A 17341-nucleotide genomic window follows, 5' to 3' on the forward strand; every position below is an offset into this window, starting at 1 on the left:
AGAGTGCGGGTTTCGCATCGTCCTGCGGCTCGCGTTCTGCAATCAAGGAGACAGACAGGTGACACGCGAAACTGTCGGCAAAAAAGGGGGGCTGTATTGCTATCTGATCACCCCGTTTGATGCTCAAGGACATGTCGATCATGCCGTTTTAGAGCGCTACACTGATGAGATCATCACGGGTGGCGCTGATGGTGTGACCTGCATAGCGAGTACAACAGAAGGTGTTTACCTGACGCAAGCTGAACGCTTCGCGGTCGTGAAAACGGTGTGCGATACAACTGCGGGCCGTGTGCCTGTGAATGTCGCAATCGGTGATATCTCGACCCGACAGGTCATGAATTGGGCAGAGAATGCGCAAAAGGCGGGTGCGTCTACCATGATGCTCGAGATGCAGACACATCTGCCAGATATTCGGTTCACAGATGTCGTGCAACATTACCACGACATCGCAGTTAACGTTGATGTCCCCATCCGACTTTACAACATTCCGCGCACCACGCGGTACGACATGACCCCGCAAATGATTGCGGAACTGGCCGCTGTGGACGGGATAGATTCCGTAAAAGATGCGACCGGCGATCCCCATCGTGTGCGCGATATCAGAGCATTAACCGGTGATCGTTTCGCGCTGTATACTGGCCTGCATTTTGTTGCGCGAGAAAGCTATCGGTATGGGGCCATCGGTTGGGAAGCTGCGTATCATCCGCTTTTCACCAAAGATATGGTGGCGCTTCATCGACTGCTTCGTGCGGGTGATCCGGCGGGTGCGGCGCTTTATAAGAAGATGGAACCGCTGTTTGTCTTCTTCCGACACTACGGTGTGCCGCAGTGCATTCGCGCGATGTCTGCTTGGTCTGACCTTAACCTGGGACAGCCACGCCCACCACTTCCGCGCCTTACCGATTTGCAGTCGGAGCAGCTAAAATCGCTCATGAAACAGAGCGGATACATTTAACCCAAAAAACAGGCCGCGGCCTGTTTCCATATCCCCCTAGAAAAGTCGGATAACGTTCCGGTGGAGAGAAAACCTATGCCTACTATCACCCATTTTGTGAATAACGCGACTTGGTCAGGGGCCAGCGACCGCACGACAGATATTATCAATCCGTCAACAGGGGCCGTTGCCGGATCTGTCAATCTTGCCTCTGCAAATGACGTCGATGTTGTCGTGCAAGCTGCCGCAAAAGCCTTGCCCGGTTGGGCGGCGACCCCCCCGGCGAAACGCGCAACTGTGATGTTTGAATTCCGTGATCTGCTGAAGAAAAACATCGAAGAATTGGCTGTTCTGTTGTCCGCTGAACACGGCAAGACCATCCCAGACGCCAAAGGCGAAATCGCGCGCGGGATCGAAGTTGTAGAATTTGTTTGCGGCATTCCGCAATTGCTCAAGGGTGAATATTCCGAAGCCGTAGCATCCAACGTAGACAGCTTTTCTGTGCGCCAGCCCGTTGGCGTTGTGGCGGGGATCACGCCTTTCAACTTCCCGGCGATGGTGCCGTTGTGGATGTACCCTGTGGCTATTGCTTGCGGGAATACGTTCATTTTGAAACCTTCCGAAAAAGACCCAAGCGTTGTGATGCGCATCGCAGAACTGTTTGCCGAAGCGGGCCTGCCAGAGGGCGTGTTCAACGTCGTGAATGGCGACAAAGAGGCGGTCGATGCGTTGCTAGATCATCCAACAGTCGAGGCGATCAGCTTTGTCGGGTCAACGGCGATTGGCGAATACATTTATGGGCGTGGCACAGGCAATGGCAAACGCGTGCAGGCGCTTTGTGGTGCGAAAAACCATCTTGTGGTGATGCCCGACGCGGATATGGAACAGGTTGTTGATGCTTTGATCGGATCTGCATACGGATCGGCCGGCGAACGCTGTATGGCGATTTCTGTGGCTGTGCCAGTTGGTGAAGAGACGGCAGATCGTTTGGTCGAGGCCCTGACACCGCGCATTCGTGCCCTCAAGGTCGCACCTTATACTGATCCGGAGTCAGAACTGGGGCCGGTGATCAGCAAGCAAAGTTTTGACAAGATTAACGACTACATTGATCAAGGCATCGCCAAGGGTGCCGAATTGGTCGTGGATGGGCGCGGTATTTCGCTGCAAGGTTATGAGGGCGGTTATTTCATTGGCGGTTGTCTATTTGACCGCGTGACCACCGATATGTCGATCTATACCGACGAAATCTTCGGTCCTGTGTTGTCGGTCGTGCGAGCCGAAACCTATGACGAAGCGGTCGATATGGTGAACGATCATGAATATGGAAACGGCACCGCGATCTTCACCCGTGACGGCGATGCGGCGCGTGATTTTTGGGCACGCGCTCGGATTGGTATGGTTGGCGTGAACGTCCCTATTCCCGTGCCTGTGGCCTACCATTCGTTTGGCGGGTGGAAGCGGTCGTTGTTCGGAGATCACCACATCCACGGCATGGAAGGCGTCCGGTTCTATACGCGCCTAAAAACCATGACGACCCGTTGGCCGTCTGGCATTCGGTCGGGCGCCGAATTCAACTTTACCGGCGGCAAAGACGTCTAAACTGATATGTTGTCAACGGGAGGATCGGAACACACGTTCCGGTCCTCTCTTCTCTTTGCGCCAACCTGAGCGCCCGTACAAAGAGTTTTCCCATGAATTATGCGACAACTGTAACAGGCTTTGCCGCACTCGCGCGTGAAAAGGTTGCGCATCTGCGCAACGACCCCACAGCATTTTTCGTCCTTGCGATGATGGCTGGGGCGTACGTTGGTTTTGGGATCTTGCTGATTTTCTCGGTTGGGCAGGGGGTTAACCCCGATATCCGGCCCGTCGTGATGGGAGCCAGCTTTGGCATAGCGCTGATGCTCGTCATATTCGCGGGGTCGGAACTGTTTACCGGCCACACGATGTATATGGCACAAGGGGTTCTGGTGCGGACAATCCGTCTGTCTGATTTAGGCCGCTGCTGGGGAATAAGTTGGGTCGCGAACCTGTGCGGCGCGTCGATCCTTGGAGCCATTTTCGTTTATGGCGGTGGCGGGGTGATCCTTGCTGCTGACACGAACAGTTTTCTTCACGTGGTGGCCGAGAAAAAGATGCAAAGCGGACCAGGTGCGTTGGTGCTAAACGGTATCCTTTGCAATTGGTTGGTGTGTCTTGCGATTTGGATGGCCGCACGCACCACCTCTGACATCGCAAAGATCGCACTGATTTGGTTCTGCCTTTACGCTTTTATCGCGGCCGGATTTGAACATTCAGTCGCGAATATGACGATCTTTAGTGTAGCGCTTTTGTCCGAGCATGGGGCTGGGATCAGCGTTAGCGGGGCTGCGTACAATCTGTTGTTCGTCACAATTGGCAATACCATCGCAGGCGCTGGGATCATGGGGACGGGGTACTGGGTCGCCGCAGGACGCCCCTCAAAATCCAGTAACAAGGTGGGCGAATGACATTCATCCAAGCGGGCATTCCAAGAGCGCGATTATTCTTCCCTGGGCTCTTTTTGTCCGCGTTAATTGCGTTGGCCGCGCAATTTATTTCCGAACACTATGGCGCATCTGCAATGTTGATGGCTCTTTTGTTTGGGATCGCATTGAACTTCTTATCCGAAGATACGAAATGCTAGGCGGGCATCGCGTTTTCGGCGCGAACAGTCTTGCGGTTTGGTGTTGTGTTGCTTGGTATGCGGGTCTGGCTTGTTCGCGTGTCCGATACTTGCGCCTTGTGATCTTCTCTCGCTTCAAGAGTTGAAAAAACTCTCGGCAACTGCGTTGTTATAGCAATGCTGCTGGCGATGTGCGCTGACAAACGCGTACCTCACTTTGCATCACTGGCGAAGTCCCCTCTCGGGCATTGCTACGCAATACCCCGCCGGGCAGCGCGACGGTGGCCATTTTTAACATATCATGCTCCTCAGTGACGCGCGCCAGCACTCTCTTGAGACGCCTGATTGCCGCCTCTTGATCTGTCTGTTGCTGTGGCTTCGAGAATTGTGCCATCCATGTATACTGCGACTTCGTACTGATCACGGGGCGCTCAGCCACATCCTTGACTGAATATTCACGCTCCGTGCCCTGCGCCACCGCGTCGATCTTGAACTCGTCGGAGTATCGAATTTTCCCTGATATTTGCGTCTTCCTTTGCTTCCAAAATTACCAGATATAGCGTCTACAAATTTAGGGGCACCTCAGTCAGGCGTTTTGGCGGCGAGCCCCTCTATGATCTGGGCAAATGCACCTATACCGTTCTACGGTCATCAACTGTTGTAGAGCGTCTTCACAAGATCGTACTCTTTGGGCGCACGACACCAACGTAAACCTTCGCGATTGATTAGGATAATACCACTCAACATACGTTAATCATCAACCCGAGGCATTTCGTGGCTTTTGGGGAATAGGGCCGAAGCCGCACCATTTGACCTTCGTTAGGTCAATAAAGAATGCTCATATAACCCCCACAGTTCAGGTGGTATGAATCATACCGGTCCGATAGCCCCATGTGGATCAATGGATTTTGAGTTTAGTTATCAATAATTAATGAGGGGTTTGTGTTCAATAGGTCTTCAATGGCTTGCCGTGCACCTTGGCTCTCTGAAATAGCCAAGGCCGATCGTTCGAGAATTCCATCAAGTTCGGTGGAGGTATCTAAGGCAACTTGCGAAACCCGCGCCGCCGCCCCAAAAATTGGAACTTCATCTTGGATAAGTGCCCCCCAATTGTTTGCGAGCCAAGCCGTTCGTTGACTATTCATTTCATCTCCAATATTTGAGTAAATAGAATATGCTTGGGAAAAATCTCCTAAGCTTGATTTCGCTCGAGCTCTGAGAAATTGCGCTCTCTTTGAAGTTTCGCCAAATAAATGTGCCAATGCTTCGTGGGGGCGAGATAATTCTATCGATATCTCCGCCTTAAGTAACGATGTTCTTGTATTTTTCGGGTATGTTGGATTGATAGAAAGGAGATATTCACCCTGTTCATAAAACCCGAGAGCAACAAGACGTTCTGCGGCGTGGATCCGGGTTTCGACTGATAAAATTTCAGGTGCAGATGCTATATGCAAAAAAGCATATTTTAAAAATTCATGATCCGCGGCATCTCGGATCAAAATATCAAGTATTGCAGAGAGTAGTGGATCTTCGCCCGTTTCTTTATGACGAGATCTTAAGTTAGAGAGAGAGGTGAAAGCCTCTGGAAATTGCCCGGATTGGCCGAGGGCTAGAACGTGTGTATGCGCTAATTGTTCGCCAATCGGACTATCACGTAACTCTTGTGCGTAAGCATCTATTAGAAGGGCGACGTCGTGACCAATTTCGTCGTTTGCATTCAGATGTGAAGTGACAAACTCTATTAATGCCTCTGCAGATTGTTCAGCGTTAGATGCAATAACTTCTGAGAGACGTCTTCGCCCTTCGTCGACTTCACCTTGAGCCAACTGGAGGCTTGCTTTAGCGAAGATAGCATTGGGAGAAAGAGGAACTGGAGACCGTTCCAAACTATGTAAAGCCGCCGCCGCGGCATCTTTATCGCCATAGTTAAGGAAGCGGCGGCTAAGATCGGGTGCGACAACTTTTCGCAAATGTATAGGTAACCCGCTAAGGTTTAACAAAGCTGCATCGACGTTTATTGCTTTAACTGGATCAATTCCCGGAGTGGACAAAATCGACCATAGTGCCACTGAACCATCACAATCTACAAAATTTTCCAGATAGGTAGGCCTACGACTATGTCCGTATTCCATGATCTCAGCGATACCGATTAATGAGGGGTTAGCCTTCACAAGAGAGTCGTCCAAATACAAAATTTGTCTAGCTTCAGCTCCGAAACCATAGTGTAGATATAGTTGAGCAAGCATTATTGCTGCTCTACGATCCAACTTGTCAAATTCTCGAAATAGTTTACTGCGCAACATTCCAACATCTGTCGAAAAATCGATTTCTGGCTGCCAATCTTGCACGGCTACTAACTCGGAATCAATGCATGGGCCTCCGATAGGCGCCTGCATATTAATCGAGCCTACTATTTTTTTTCGAGCTTCGGAACTGTTGGTGACTTCGATATTATCTAGTGTTGGTGTGGCGCTAGAAATTTGATGTTTATCTGTAAGAGGTGAGAAAAATGTACGGTAATTTATTTGTGAACTCGGAGGAAGTTGAGTTAATTCGACTTCCGAAAAAGAAGGGGTGAGCAACCCTTGTGTTGCGGCAGCTCCTATCTGTTTGGATAAGCTCGTTTGGAAGTTTTGGTACTGGTTGGCATCTGTTTTTAAATTTTGAACAAGTGTAGGTGACAAAAGCTGCGGGCGCATTGATTTGGGTCGAAATCCTAGACCGCCGAAATATTCAGTTTGTTGTTCTAACGGTTCGCTAATTTCGATAGTTTGCAAAAATTCGATACTCTGCCATTGATTTTTCATTGATGAAGTAAGGGGTAAATTGCGAATTTCGATGTTCTCTTTTTCGGGTTTCAATTTGATATCCAGAACGATCATACGTGTTCCTGCTGCAAACGTGTTCGCAATACATTGACAAGAAAATTCAACACTGATGCTTGAGTCGTTAGCAGTAACTTCCGAAACAAATGTTCTATCGATACGATCGAAAACTGCAGAAATATCAAAGCCGCCGGTATGTCCATTCAAAACAAGACGCGCACCGGTTGACAGCGGTTCGGACTTCCATGCAGTTCCTTCTGGTGCATCTAATACTAATCGTGTGAAACCTTCGTGTGCACCCGATCGAACACTGATTTGTTGTGCGAAGACTGGGTTGGATATGATCCAGCCCAGTAAAATAAACCACTTCATCATGCTGTGTTCTGCTTGGTGGATTTTAGAGCTTCTTCCAGATCGGAGAATGAGGGGCGACAGTGGGAAGGTGTGTTTTGGCGGCCAACCTCAATGCAAATATTTGTTGCGTGATTGTGCAGATTAGCGACCAACACTTCGCGAATGAGCTGGTAATAATGTCCGTCTTCTTCAACCACTGCTTTGACTTTCGTTGCAAATGGCCCCACCATTCCATAAGCGAGGAAAACGCCAAGAAATGTGCCGACCAATGCTCCACCAATCAATTTCCCCAAAACCTCAGGGGGTTGATCGATGGAAGCCATTGTTTTGATTACGCCCAAAACAGCAGCAACGATGCCTAAAGCGGGCAACCCATCAGCCACGGTTTGCAATGCGTGACTGGAATGCAATGCGTGGTGTAAGTTTGCATCAATCCGTTTCTCAAGTACTTCCTCGACTTGATGTGGGTCATCATAATTCATGGATGCTGACCGCAAAGTATCGCAGATTAGAGCAACGGCTTCGTGATCTTCGAGGATCTTTGGGTAGCGCGAAAAAATTGATGAATTGATTGGGTCTTCAATATGTTCTTCGATGGCGACGGGATTTTGCCGAACCAATCGTATTAATTCAAATAATAAGCATAGCAGGTCTTTATAATCTTCGTCGTTCCATTTCGGCCCTTTGAAAACTTTTCCCATATCTTTGACCGTGTGTTTAACTTCTGGCATCGAGTTGCTGATGAAAAATGCCCCAACAGCAGCTCCACATATCATTGTCATTTCGAAGGGGAGTGATTTTAAGATGATGCCCATCTTGCCACCTGCGGCTAGGTACCCGCCAAAAACCATGACGAAGATCGTGATGATACCGACAATTCCGATCATAATAAATTCCTTCAACGATTTCTCGAACAGTCTTACAGATTTTCGTTAACAAGAAATGCCACACGTTTAATTTTTTGGTACTTGTGCGTTACGACCCGCTAGAACTGCGCTGATTGAATAGGCGGATTGTGGTTCGAGACCTGACATGATTTTGGCTGCAACATCGGGACGCATCCGGGCTAAAAAACCTGCAGAAAACTCGGGTTCCATCGCCTCAAAAAGTGCTGCGGCTTCTTTGGGTTTCATGTTTTCATACACACTGGTCAATCGAGCTAGATCATCTTCAGCCGCAGTTTCCGCATGGGCGAGCGTTGCTCCAAGCCGTTCTTCGGCCAATTTCAATGCATCCAACCGGCGCTCAATTTCGACCAAGGCAACGTCTAATGCCTTTTTTCTAATATCTATTTGATTTTCGCGTTCTTCAACCCGCTTTTCTCGCTCTCTGACAGCGCTCAAAACAGTAGTAATGCGATCTTGATCCACTACGTCTTGAGCTAAATCCGATTTGGCAAGCGTGTTTGGGAGTATAAGTTGGTCCGGGAAATCGGTCTCTGCTACTGCGGTTCCGGCGCTCAATGCTATTCTGAGAATGGCAGATCCTAGTAACAGTGACGCGATTAGAAAGTTCGTACCACGTCCTGTAGATGGCATTTTGTTTTTCCTTCCACGCTTCATTATTTCGTTCCTATTGTTCGACGTGTAAATATCGGCTCACCGGGCGTCAGGGTTACTGATGACGACAGAGCGGCTTCGGGCTGTGAAACAGGTTCTGGAATGTCATGCAGTGAAGCCATTTGTAGCTCTAATTGTTGTGAGGCTTGTTCCGCACGGGCGGTAAGGTTGCTCAGTGTTTTCGTCGAAACTGATGCTGCTGTCTGAGCTGTCGCGAGCATTTTGGACAAATCATCTACCTGCGCAGACAATACTGCGACAGCCCCGCCAACGCCTTTCTCCAAATTATTGAAACGTTTCAGCCGACGGCCAAGCACAAAACAATAAAATCCAGCTCCAATGGCGCCCGCGGCCAAAAAAATATCAGCTATCAATTCCATACTGCCCCCTTAATTCACTACGAATTCCATAATTAGTAAGTCGCTCACACGACCTGGCCCGGCCACAATTTGAACCCGACGCAATAATTGTGATCGGATTCGAGGCAGCGCGGCGGCGTTTTCAATGTCTTTAGTTTCCAGCGCGCGCAAATACCCGTTCATCACATCCACCACACGCGGTAATAGTGTTTCAACGTCAGCTGCGTGCTCGTTTGGGACCTCCAACTGGGCGCGAAACCTGAGGTGACGCCCCTGAGAAATCGGGCTGATGGATATCGTCATGGGATCGACGGCCACAAAGGCGACATCCGGCATAGCGTCCGCTGCATGCTTTTCGTCCATCTCTTGGGCTGGGGATTTTGCTGCTAGAATGAAGCCGGAAAAGGTAGCGTAAAACCCACCTCCACCGCCAACGAGAGCGGCGAGAATGCCTAAGATCAAAGGCATTTTAGATGATTTTTTAACCTCTTGCGGGGCTTCGGTCACGGCGTCTGTCATTTTCAACCCATTTGCTGATGTCAAAACAACTAATGCCACAGATCAACTAACCGATTGTTAAGGCTGATCGGTCATTGCTTACGTAACGCCGGGCAGAACGCTCGGTAGGACGGAGGCGATTGTGCAGCAGTTACTGAATGTTTGGATGGGCTTAGATATCCGGCGACAAATCACGGTAGTGGCGGCTGCTGTTGTTGTGTTTTTGGCTGTGTTGGCGATGTCGCGAATCGCGACTGCACCATCCATGACACTTCTATACGCCGGGCTTGAGAGCGGAGCAGCAGGGGATGTTGTACGTACATTGGAGCAGCGCGGTGTTCAGTTTGAAGTCCGTGGTGGGTCGATTTTTGTAGATAATCAGGATCGCGACGAATTGCGTATGACCCTCGCTAGTGAGGGTCTGCCTGCCAACAGTACAAGCGGTTACGAACTACTGGATTCTTTGTCAGGTTTCGGCACTACGTCGCAAATGTTTGATGCTGCATATTGGCGCGCAAAGGAAGGTGAATTGGCGAGAACCATCGTCTCGAGCCAGCATGTAAGCATGGCGCGGGTTCACATTGCTTCGACCGGTTCGAATCCGTTTCAACGGAGTATTACACCAACAGCCTCTGTTTCAGTCACCCCCAATGGGGCCGATATTTCGACACAACAAGCTAAAGCAATTCGCTATCTTGTCGCATCTGCCGTTTCTGGGTTGTCTGTCGATGATGTTGCCGTGATCGATGCGAATGGCGCTCTGATTGGTGCCACCGATGAAGTGGCGCCATCTGTGGGCGGAGACGACAAAGCGCAGATTTTACGCCAACGCGTGGAGCGTTTGCTGGAAGCTCGCGTTGGGTATGGCAATGCCATTGTCGAAGTTAGCGTCGACACTGTGACTGAGACTGAAGAATTCAGAGAAAGACGCTTTGATCCAGAAGGGCGCGTGGCGATCAGCACTGATACCGAAGAGCGCACTAGTAATTCGAATGAAGCAGGGAATGGCGACGTCACAGTCGCGTCTAATTTGCCAGATGGTGATGGTGGGAACGGCGATAGCGCATCATCGCAAAACTCGGAAACTCGTGAACGGATCAATTATGAAGTCTCGGAAACGGAACGCGCGATCACGCGGTCGGCGGGTGCAATTAAACGGATCACAGTGGCAGTACTGGTGAACCAAGCGGTAGGATCTCCCGATGATGCAGAGGCGCCGTTGATTGATCGTCCGCCAGAAGAAATTGAAGCGCTCAAGGAACTGGTCGCTTCTGCCGTAGGGTTTGATGAAGACCGTGGCGATATCATCACGATAAAATCCATGGCACTGCAATCCATCGCTCCCGTCGGAACTGATGCCCAAACTACATTTCTTGATTTTCTTAAAGTTGACATAATGTCAGCCATCCAAATGGGCATTTTAGCCATTGTCGCATTGGTTTTAGGGTTGTTTGTTGTGCGTCCTGTTTTGTCTCGCCCGCCTACACCCCCAGCTTTACCAAGTAGCCCGCTAGCGCTTGAAGATACGCCGCAAGCATCATCGGAATCTGAAGCTCTGACCGGAGAAATTGATGATGGAGCGGGGGATTTCCCTGACATTTCGTTAAACTCGGATGAGGGTAATTTCCCTGACCTCGGGGAATTACCATCGATGTCATTTGCCGATGCTTCTGACGGTAAAATGGCGGGAACCGAAGATCCCGTGCATCGATTGCGCAATATGATAGGTGAACGCCAAGAGGAAACAGTCGAGATTTTGCGTAGCTGGCTGGAAGACAGTGAGGAACGTGTGTGATGGTTTCTTCACACTTATTCCAAGACTTCGGGACGATGAAGGCTGCCAAAGTTGGCAAAAGATCGATGTCTGCGGAAGAGATCGAAGAACTGAAGCTTCAGGCGTTTGAAAGCGGATATCAGGCGGGCTGGGATGATGCTGTTAAGGCTCAGGTTGCCTCCGTCACACATGTTTCATCTGAATTCGGGAACAGCTTACAAGCCGCTTCGTTCGAGTATCACGAGATGCGCACGACTTTGAATGCATCGGTTCAAAGCATAATGAACGAGGTTGTCACGGCTATTCTGCCGGTGGTCGCGCGGGAAAGTCTCGGAGTTCATATTCGGGATTATATCACTTCGGCGGTGCAAGATTCCCTAAACAGACCGATTCAAATCACCGTTGCCCCTGCAAGTGAAGAAGCTGTACGCGCAACGTTGACCTCTGATTTACCCGAGCCGTTTGAATTTTACTCAGATTCGACGATGTCCCCAAATCAAGTAATTCTCCGGTTGGGTGCTTCGGAGAAGGAGGTCAACTTGGACAAAACGGTAGCTGACATCGAGTCCGCAGTGACAAGTTTTTTTGAAATTCAGAATCCAGAGGTGACGAATGGCTGACCTACCCGATACCCAAACACTAGCATCCGACGCTCACAACCCTTTTACGGCGGTTCCTATCGAAATCACCGTTTCAGTTGGCAGGGCGCGCCCTTTGGTGCGTGATTTGGTTATGCTCGGAGCAAACGCGGTTCTAACACTGGATAAGCGCGTTGATGATCCTGTCGACCTGTTCGTCGGTGATAAACTTATTGCCCGTGGCACGTTGGAAGAGGCCGAGGGCAATGAAGATGGTCAGTTGGTCGTACGTTTAACTGAGATATTTGATCGTGGGCCCGGGATCTAATCGTATGAAGTTTTGGCTTATTGCCCTTTTAGTTATGTTCTTCCTGCCTCAGGGGGCGTTGGCGCAAGAAGTCGCAATTTCTTTCGGAGATGAAGGATCTTTAAGCGCCCGCACCCTTCAGTTATTGGCATTGATCACGATCCTTAGCTTGGCACCCGGCCTTGCTATCATGATAACCTGTTTTCCATTTTTGGTGACGGTACTATCTATATTGCGCCAAGCAATTGGCTTGCAGCAATCCCCACCAAACATGCTGATTGTCAGCCTTGCGTTGTTTTTGACGTACTTTGTTATGGAACCTGTTTTTATGCAGGCCTGGACAGAAGGCTTGCAGCCTTTAACAAACGACCAAATCGATCCGGAAACTGCATTTGTTCGGACTTTGAATCCTTTTCGTGACTTCATGTCTGCGCGTTTGGATGTGGATACCTTTTCCGCCATGGCCGATCTACGTCCAGACACTCAAGGTCTTGAACTAACTCCTGACGCGCCGTTGTCGGTGTTAATCCCAAGCTTTTTATTGTCCGAGATTACGCGTGCGTTCCAGGTTGGTTTTCTTATCTTCTTGCCATTTTTGATTATTGATCTCGTCGCAGCGGCAGTCCTGATGAGTATGGGCATGATGATGGTGCCACCGGCAATTGTCTCGTTGCCCTTCAAACTAGCGTTTTTTGTTGTGGCGGATGGCTGGAGTTTGATCGCGGGAAGTCTTGTAAGGAGTTACTTCTGATGAAGCGCTAAGGATATGTGCCGGTGTTCGAGGCGTTGCAGGATTGGGCCGAAAAGATCGAGCGGCCGTAGATCAACCTGTATTGGGTCTGATCAGTCACCCATGCCGCCCGCCGTCTTTCAACGCACTCAAAGCCCCCTTTAAATAGCCGACATTCTTGGCGCGTTTCCTTTTGAGCAGAAAAGTATCGGGCGCCATCAATCGCAGCAAGGCAGCCCCCAACGTGTTCAGCTTAGGGCGCGGATGCCCATATTTCGTTAGCGTGCAAATCCGCGAACGCGCGGACTAGTACGCCTTAAAGGCCGCAACCTGTGGCGATCGCGGTGAGCCGTGCCCGCTTAGGTGGACGACCTGTGCGTCATGGCAGTACATAAGCGGCCCATGTTCGTGCAGTCGCAAGGGCAGGTCGTCATCTTCGTGATACATAAATATGGCCGGATCAAACCCTCTTATCTTTTCGAACAAGGCCCGGCGACAAAAGATCGCCGACCCCGCAAGAATAGACACTTCGGAATCCCGTGTGGGTATCGGGCCTTTCAACCGTTCTTTGGGCCTGATTTTAGAACCACGTCGAAAGCTTTGGCGGGCTTTGCCGTCAAGAATTCTGGGATTAAATGCGCTGGCGTTCTGATGTCTTTGCACCGCCGCCGTGAGGGCCTCCAAGGCACCTGACTGTAGTTCCACATCGGGGTTGAGGAACAGTAGAAATTTGGTTTTAGCCTTCGCGGCACCCTGTTTGCAGGCGGGACCAAACCCGACATTATCTGTGTTCAGTTGCAGGGTTGCGCCACGTTCTTGCGCCAGTTTTTGCAACGCAGCGGTGTCAGACGATGCATTGTCCACCAGAACAACCGGCGTGCCAGTTGGGACGTTTGCCAACATGGCCGGAAGCACGGCTAAGCTGTTGTGTCAAACCGTAACGATTGTGACTGCGGTGTTGTTCAAACCAAGATCCTTCCCCAGAACTCAACAGGGCGTTTAGAACAGACGAGGGTCGGCGCGCTTATAAGCCCGCGCCATTCCCTTCGGATATGAGGCGCCGGTAGATTGCTGTGATGGCATCTGCCTCTTGTTCGATCTGATGTTGCTCAACCACTTTGTCTCTTGCCGCTTTTGCCATGGACGTGCGCAGGGTGGCGTCGCTCATCAACGTATCTGTTGCGGCGGTCAATTGGGCAAGGTCCTCGGGTGGCACCAAAAAACCGGTTTCATCAGGGACAACAAGATCTTCGAATGCCCCAACCCGGGTCGCGACGACAGCGACACCGCACGACATCGCCTCTAGCGGTGTCAGGCCGAAACCTTCCCAGCGTTGTGGCGCCACATAAATATCGCTGGCTTGAAACCACGGGGCAATTGTGAAACCCTTGTCTTCCGGCAGAATACGCAACCTATCGCCAAGGCCGGCGGCGTCTATCTTTGATCTCAAACCGTCAACAAAGGCCTGCTGATCACGCGTGACACCGCCCATGATGATCCCGTGCGCTGTGGGATGCCGTGGTAAAAGTTCGATCATGGCGTCCACAAACAGATCGGTTCCCTTTTGCTCTCGGATTCGGCCAAAGCACCCGACGATCAAGGCTTCAGGGTCCAGCCCGAGTTCCGCCCGCAACGCAGCGCGATCAGTGGTCGGCGCAAATGCTTGTGCATCGATCCCATGCAAGACCACGGTCGCAGGCACCCCAAGATAAGACTTTGCTTTGCCAGAGGCTGCGATAACTGCGTCCATCCGGCGGATAAGCCAACGCGAATATTCGCCTCTGCGCCGTTGAGCAGCCGATGTGAAAACAAGTTTCAAACGCTTGCGAAGTACAAACTTCAAAAGCACACCGGTCAACATTTCGATGTTCCGACGCGCGTGCCAGATGCGGTGCCCCGACGGGCCTGACCGCGATAAAAGCAGAAGTTTGGAAAGCGGGAATTGCGGTATGTCGCCTGGCAGTACCGGCCCCGTGGTCGCGATGGGGATTTTACGCGCCTGAAGCGGCACAAGCCGAAATACAGTCGATGAGACACCAGAATAACGGCGTTTCAAATTTGGTGCGATCACGTCAATCTTATCAGGGTCAACCTGCATGATAGAATCCTGTTTCCCCAATGCATAGAAAGTGGTCGCCATATAGCGGGTGGTTCCGCCGGATACCATGACAACAGCCTCTTTGGGAATACGGCCCTTGGATGTGCCAAACTTCAAGGCAATTTACGAGCGCCGCGTCACACCAAGTTCAATCCGCGCGCGCATACCCGCTGTCATATCCTGCAAGGAAATCAGCCCAATCTGTTTCGCGCCAATGCATGGCCAAAGGTCCTGCTGCTGTCTTGCGCAGAGAACGCAGCAATCGGTCCAGATTGGCCTGCGCCCACGTGCCGGGTTCACGCTTTTCGCATTTGTCAAAGTCGATGAACCAAACCTGATCGCTGGTATCCATCAAGATATTTCGGCAATTCAGATCCGAATGGTAAACTCCATGGTCATGCAAGTTTCGAACATTGGCGCCGATGGCATTCCATAACTGCGCAGAAAGCGCCCTGTCGCCTAAAACTTCTTGTAACGGTAGGGCGTTTGGTATGCGCTGCGTGATGATATCCGCGCGATAGCCGGGGCCAAAAGGGACGTATCGCGCAGCCACGGGCAAAGGGACCGGAAGCCCCTCGGAATGCATGTCACACAACAGGTCAAATTCGCGCAGGGCCCGGCTGTTCGTTGCCTTGACTCGTAGATAAAGATCACGGTTTACCCGTCCGATCAGACCCCCACGGTGAAAGTGGCGCAGGACCATATCATGGTCCGCATAACGGAAAAAATGCGCTTGGCTTCGGCCTTGTGTGCTGCCTTGCCAAAACCCATTCGCACGCAGCCACTGTGCATCAAAGAGATGGGGTTCCATTGTGGGCAACACAGTTGCATCAAAGCGGATGATAGTGCCGTCTTGGTGAAGGTCAGAGGGCGTCATACCTAGGGCTCCGGCATTGCGCAGCAGAAAAGCTGATGACGTTTGATAAGTTCGCTCAAGCTGCTTCGCAAGCCCATCAAAATCAGTATTCGCTAGCCGCCAAGCAATGAAGTGTATTTCATTCGCGGGGCGCAGATCGTAGTAGATGGGCATTTTAACAGTACAGAATGCGTCTTTACAACGTCATGGAACCAAAACGAACTCCGCCTTTGCTACGCGCATGGATGCTTTTTACGTGGTGTTTTGCCTTTCTCATTTCTGTTGTGTCTTGGGCGCTGCACCGCCGCATGGGCGCTGACCCCAAGCGGTTTTCCGAACGCCTTGGCCGTGGTGCGCCGCAAAGCAAAGACACGGTTGTTTGGTTCCATGCCGCTAGTTTGGGCGAAGTCATGCAGATTGCCCCTTTGGCGCAGCATTTGGCGCAGTCGGAGCAGACCCAAGTTCTGGTGACGACCACCACGGCCACAGGCGCCGATTGGGTCGCGAAACAGATGCCCTTTGCCACCCATCGATTTGCCCCCATCGATACACCCGCTGCCATCAGGCGCTTTCTGGATGGTTGGTCGATCTCGGCTGCGATTTTCGTAGAAGGGGACCTTTGGCCACGGCTGCTTGAGGGCCTGCGCAAACGCGACGTACCACGGGTTCTGCTGAATGCACGCCACTCCCGCACACGCGCGCGTTTCCCAGCGGTGTTTGGCGTATTGCTTAGTGGATTTTCTGTTGTCACCTGCCGGTCCGAACCCGTTGCTAAAGGTATGCTTGCGCTTGGTTTGTCCGCAGACAACGTGCATGTCATGCCGGATCTTAGATTGACGGTGCCAAAGCTCGCCGTGTCTAGCGACGCGTTGTCCACGCTGACCCGTGCCGTGGGAACGCGCCCCGTGTGGTTGGCTGCGTCGACGCATCCAGCGGACGAAGAGGCTGTTTTAACAGCGCAACAAACGGTTCTTGAGGTTTGCCCTGACGCATTGCTTATTCTCGCCCCGCGACATCCCAACCGCGCATTGCCTTTGTTAAAACAAGCGGAATCACTGGCATTCGGCACCGCTCAACGCAGCCTTGGGCAAGGTGTTTCAGATGCGACACAGATTTACATTGCGGATACATTTGGCGAACTTGGTACGTTTTTCAAACTCGCTCCGATTGCCTTTCTTGGGGGGTCGTTCGGGCAAGAAGGCGGGCACAACCCTTACGAGCCGGCCCATTTTGAAACGGCCATTGCCCATGGCCCTCATGTAAAAAATTTCGCCGATGCCTATGAGGCCCTGCGTCTACGCGAGGCAGCAGTGCAAGTCCAAGGCCCAGAAGGCCTTGGGCAAGTTATTGTGGGCCTGTTGCAAGACGATCAGGCCAAGGCCATGGGACAGGCCGGGCTGGCATTTGTGGAAAATGCAAAGCAGGGCACTTTGAGCTATGCTAATTTGATTGCAACTGTCCTGAAACGCACGTGAAGCGCGAGGCGCCTGGACTACGCCGTTATCGTTGGTGCAGGTCAACTAACATCGAACGGTGGCGGGATGATGAGATCGAATTCAGCAAACTGCTGCGAAACGGACCAGGTCGGTGAAAGACTGACCCGGTAGGTTGGACGAAGCGCCGCCGTGTTCATGCCGAAGGTAAGAAGGGGCGTCGGAAATCCTAGCAAGGTACTGCAAAGGTTAAGTGTTTTTTGGGATTTGGTGTGGGCGCCGCGCACGTTGCATATTCTAAAGTGTGTAAAAAATAGTTTAAAGTCTTTACGAATCATTAACCTTTCGTCCATGGTAGCACCGTATATTTGTTTATTTTTTTGATTTTTGTA

At 51.2% G+C, this 17341-nt stretch carries 18 protein-coding genes and 2 pseudogenes; 9 read left to right on the forward strand and 11 right to left on the reverse strand.

Annotated elements, in window-relative coordinates:
* The first annotated feature begins 58 nt into the window (after positions 1 to 58).
* The 4 genes and pseudogenes from ABJF76_RS07975 to ABJF76_RS07990 form a co-directional block, all read left to right on the forward strand.
* On the forward strand, positions 59 to 955 hold the full coding sequence (locus tag ABJF76_RS07975; RefSeq protein ID WP_413818814.1) for a dihydrodipicolinate synthase family protein: 897 nt from the start codon (positions 59 to 61) through the stop codon (positions 953 to 955).
* 75 nt (positions 956 to 1030) lie between these two features.
* Complete coding sequence (locus tag ABJF76_RS07980; RefSeq protein ID WP_413818813.1) at positions 1031 to 2533, forward strand: CoA-acylating methylmalonate-semialdehyde dehydrogenase; 1503 nt, start codon at positions 1031 to 1033, stop codon at positions 2531 to 2533.
* A 92-nt stretch (positions 2534 to 2625) separates the two neighbouring features.
* Positions 2626 to 3423: a formate/nitrite transporter family protein gene (locus ABJF76_RS07985; RefSeq protein ID WP_413818812.1), complete on the forward strand. Its 798-nt coding sequence runs from the start codon at positions 2626 to 2628 to the stop codon at positions 3421 to 3423.
* Positions 3420 to 3665 (forward strand): annotated as a pseudogene (locus ABJF76_RS07990) (putative sulfate exporter family transporter); the annotation flags it as partial. The gene ABJF76_RS07985 and the pseudogene ABJF76_RS07990, both read left to right, overlap by 4 nt.
* An 82-nt stretch (positions 3666 to 3747) precedes the next feature.
* Here the strand turns inward: ABJF76_RS07990 and ABJF76_RS07995 are convergent.
* The 7 genes and pseudogenes from ABJF76_RS07995 to fliL all read right to left on the reverse strand — a co-directional run bounded on the left by ABJF76_RS07995 (position 3748) and on the right by fliL (position 9194).
* The gene (locus tag ABJF76_RS07995; protein ID WP_413822549.1) at positions 3748 to 4101 is read right to left on the reverse strand and encodes a transposase; all 354 of its coding nucleotides are present in this window, start codon (positions 4099 to 4101) and stop codon (positions 3748 to 3750) included.
* 134 nt (positions 4102 to 4235) lie between these two features.
* A pseudogene (locus ABJF76_RS08000) lies at positions 4236 to 4387 on the reverse strand (IS5/IS1182 family transposase); the annotation flags it as partial.
* Positions 4388 to 4492: 105 nt separating this feature from the next.
* The gene (locus ABJF76_RS08005) at positions 4493 to 6778 is read right to left on the reverse strand and encodes a tetratricopeptide repeat protein (RefSeq protein WP_413818811.1); all 2286 of its coding nucleotides are present in this window, start codon (positions 6776 to 6778) and stop codon (positions 4493 to 4495) included.
* Positions 6775 to 7644 (reverse strand): flagellar motor stator protein MotA, encoded by an 870-nt coding sequence (gene motA, locus ABJF76_RS08010; RefSeq protein ID WP_413818810.1) that lies wholly within the window; start codon positions 7642 to 7644, stop codon positions 6775 to 6777. Before motA ends, ABJF76_RS08005 begins: the two co-directional genes overlap by 4 nt.
* 66 nt (positions 7645 to 7710) lie before the next feature.
* Positions 7711 to 8295: a MotE family protein gene (locus ABJF76_RS08015; protein WP_413822547.1), complete on the reverse strand. Its 585-nt coding sequence runs from the start codon at positions 8293 to 8295 to the stop codon at positions 7711 to 7713.
* A gap of 23 nt (positions 8296 to 8318) precedes the next feature.
* Positions 8319 to 8696 carry a hypothetical protein gene (locus tag ABJF76_RS08020; protein ID WP_413818808.1) on the reverse strand — a complete coding sequence of 126 codons (378 nt, stop codon included), beginning with the start codon at positions 8694 to 8696 and terminating at the stop codon, positions 8319 to 8321.
* Between the two features lie 9 nt (positions 8697 to 8705).
* Entirely contained in the window at positions 8706 to 9194 is a 489-nt protein-coding gene (fliL, locus tag ABJF76_RS08025) for a flagellar basal body-associated protein FliL (RefSeq protein WP_413818807.1), read from the reverse strand.
* A 121-nt stretch (positions 9195 to 9315) separates the two neighbouring features.
* On the opposite strand from fliL, the gene fliF reads away from it, so the two are divergent.
* From fliF to fliP, 4 genes are read left to right on the forward strand one after another with little or no spacing between them, the layout of a single operon-like run.
* Positions 9316 to 10968: a flagellar basal-body MS-ring/collar protein FliF gene (gene fliF / locus ABJF76_RS08030; protein ID WP_413818806.1), complete on the forward strand. Its 1653-nt coding sequence runs from the start codon at positions 9316 to 9318 to the stop codon at positions 10966 to 10968.
* Positions 10965 to 11567, forward strand: coding sequence for a hypothetical protein (locus tag ABJF76_RS08035; RefSeq protein ID WP_413818805.1), 603 nt, complete (start codon positions 10965 to 10967; stop codon positions 11565 to 11567). Before fliF ends, ABJF76_RS08035 begins: the two co-directional genes overlap by 4 nt.
* A complete protein-coding gene (locus tag ABJF76_RS08040; protein WP_413818804.1) occupies positions 11560 to 11853 on the forward strand; it encodes a FliM/FliN family flagellar motor switch protein in 294 nt (97 codons plus the stop codon). The genes ABJF76_RS08035 and ABJF76_RS08040 overlap by 8 nt, the downstream gene beginning before the upstream one ends.
* A 4-nt stretch (positions 11854 to 11857) precedes the next feature.
* Positions 11858 to 12583, forward strand: a complete 726-nt coding sequence (gene fliP / locus ABJF76_RS08045; protein ID WP_413818803.1) for a flagellar type III secretion system pore protein FliP — start codon at positions 11858 to 11860, stop codon at positions 12581 to 12583.
* A gap of 285 nt (positions 12584 to 12868) precedes the next feature.
* On the opposite strand, the gene ABJF76_RS08050 is transcribed toward fliP, so the two are convergent.
* From ABJF76_RS08050 to ABJF76_RS08060, 3 genes are all read right to left on the reverse strand, one after another.
* Complete coding sequence (locus ABJF76_RS08050; RefSeq protein ID WP_413818802.1) at positions 12869 to 13465, reverse strand: glycosyltransferase; 597 nt, start codon at positions 13463 to 13465, stop codon at positions 12869 to 12871.
* A gap of 121 nt (positions 13466 to 13586) precedes the next feature.
* Positions 13587 to 14660: a glycosyltransferase family 4 protein gene (locus tag ABJF76_RS08055; RefSeq protein WP_413819236.1), complete on the reverse strand. Its 1074-nt coding sequence runs from the start codon at positions 14658 to 14660 to the stop codon at positions 13587 to 13589.
* A 148-nt stretch (positions 14661 to 14808) separates the two neighbouring features.
* On the reverse strand, positions 14809 to 15537 hold the full coding sequence (locus tag ABJF76_RS08060) for a 3-deoxy-D-manno-octulosonic acid kinase (protein ID WP_413818801.1): 729 nt from the start codon (positions 15535 to 15537) through the stop codon (positions 14809 to 14811).
* Positions 15538 to 15704: 167 nt separating this feature from the next.
* Between ABJF76_RS08060 and ABJF76_RS08065 the strand changes: the two genes are divergently transcribed.
* Complete coding sequence (locus tag ABJF76_RS08065) at positions 15705 to 16991, forward strand: 3-deoxy-D-manno-octulosonic acid transferase (RefSeq protein ID WP_413818800.1); 1287 nt, start codon at positions 15705 to 15707, stop codon at positions 16989 to 16991.
* Between the two features lie 41 nt (positions 16992 to 17032).
* Here ABJF76_RS08065 and ABJF76_RS08070 read toward each other — a convergent pair whose 3' ends face one another.
* Positions 17033 to 17287 carry a hypothetical protein gene (locus ABJF76_RS08070; protein WP_413818799.1) on the reverse strand — a complete coding sequence of 85 codons (255 nt, stop codon included), beginning with the start codon at positions 17285 to 17287 and terminating at the stop codon, positions 17033 to 17035.
* Positions 17288 to 17341 lie beyond the last annotated feature (54 nt).

Source organism: Tateyamaria sp., assembly GCF_039940735.1.
Taxonomy (GTDB): Bacteria; Pseudomonadota; Alphaproteobacteria; order Rhodobacterales; family Rhodobacteraceae; genus Tateyamaria.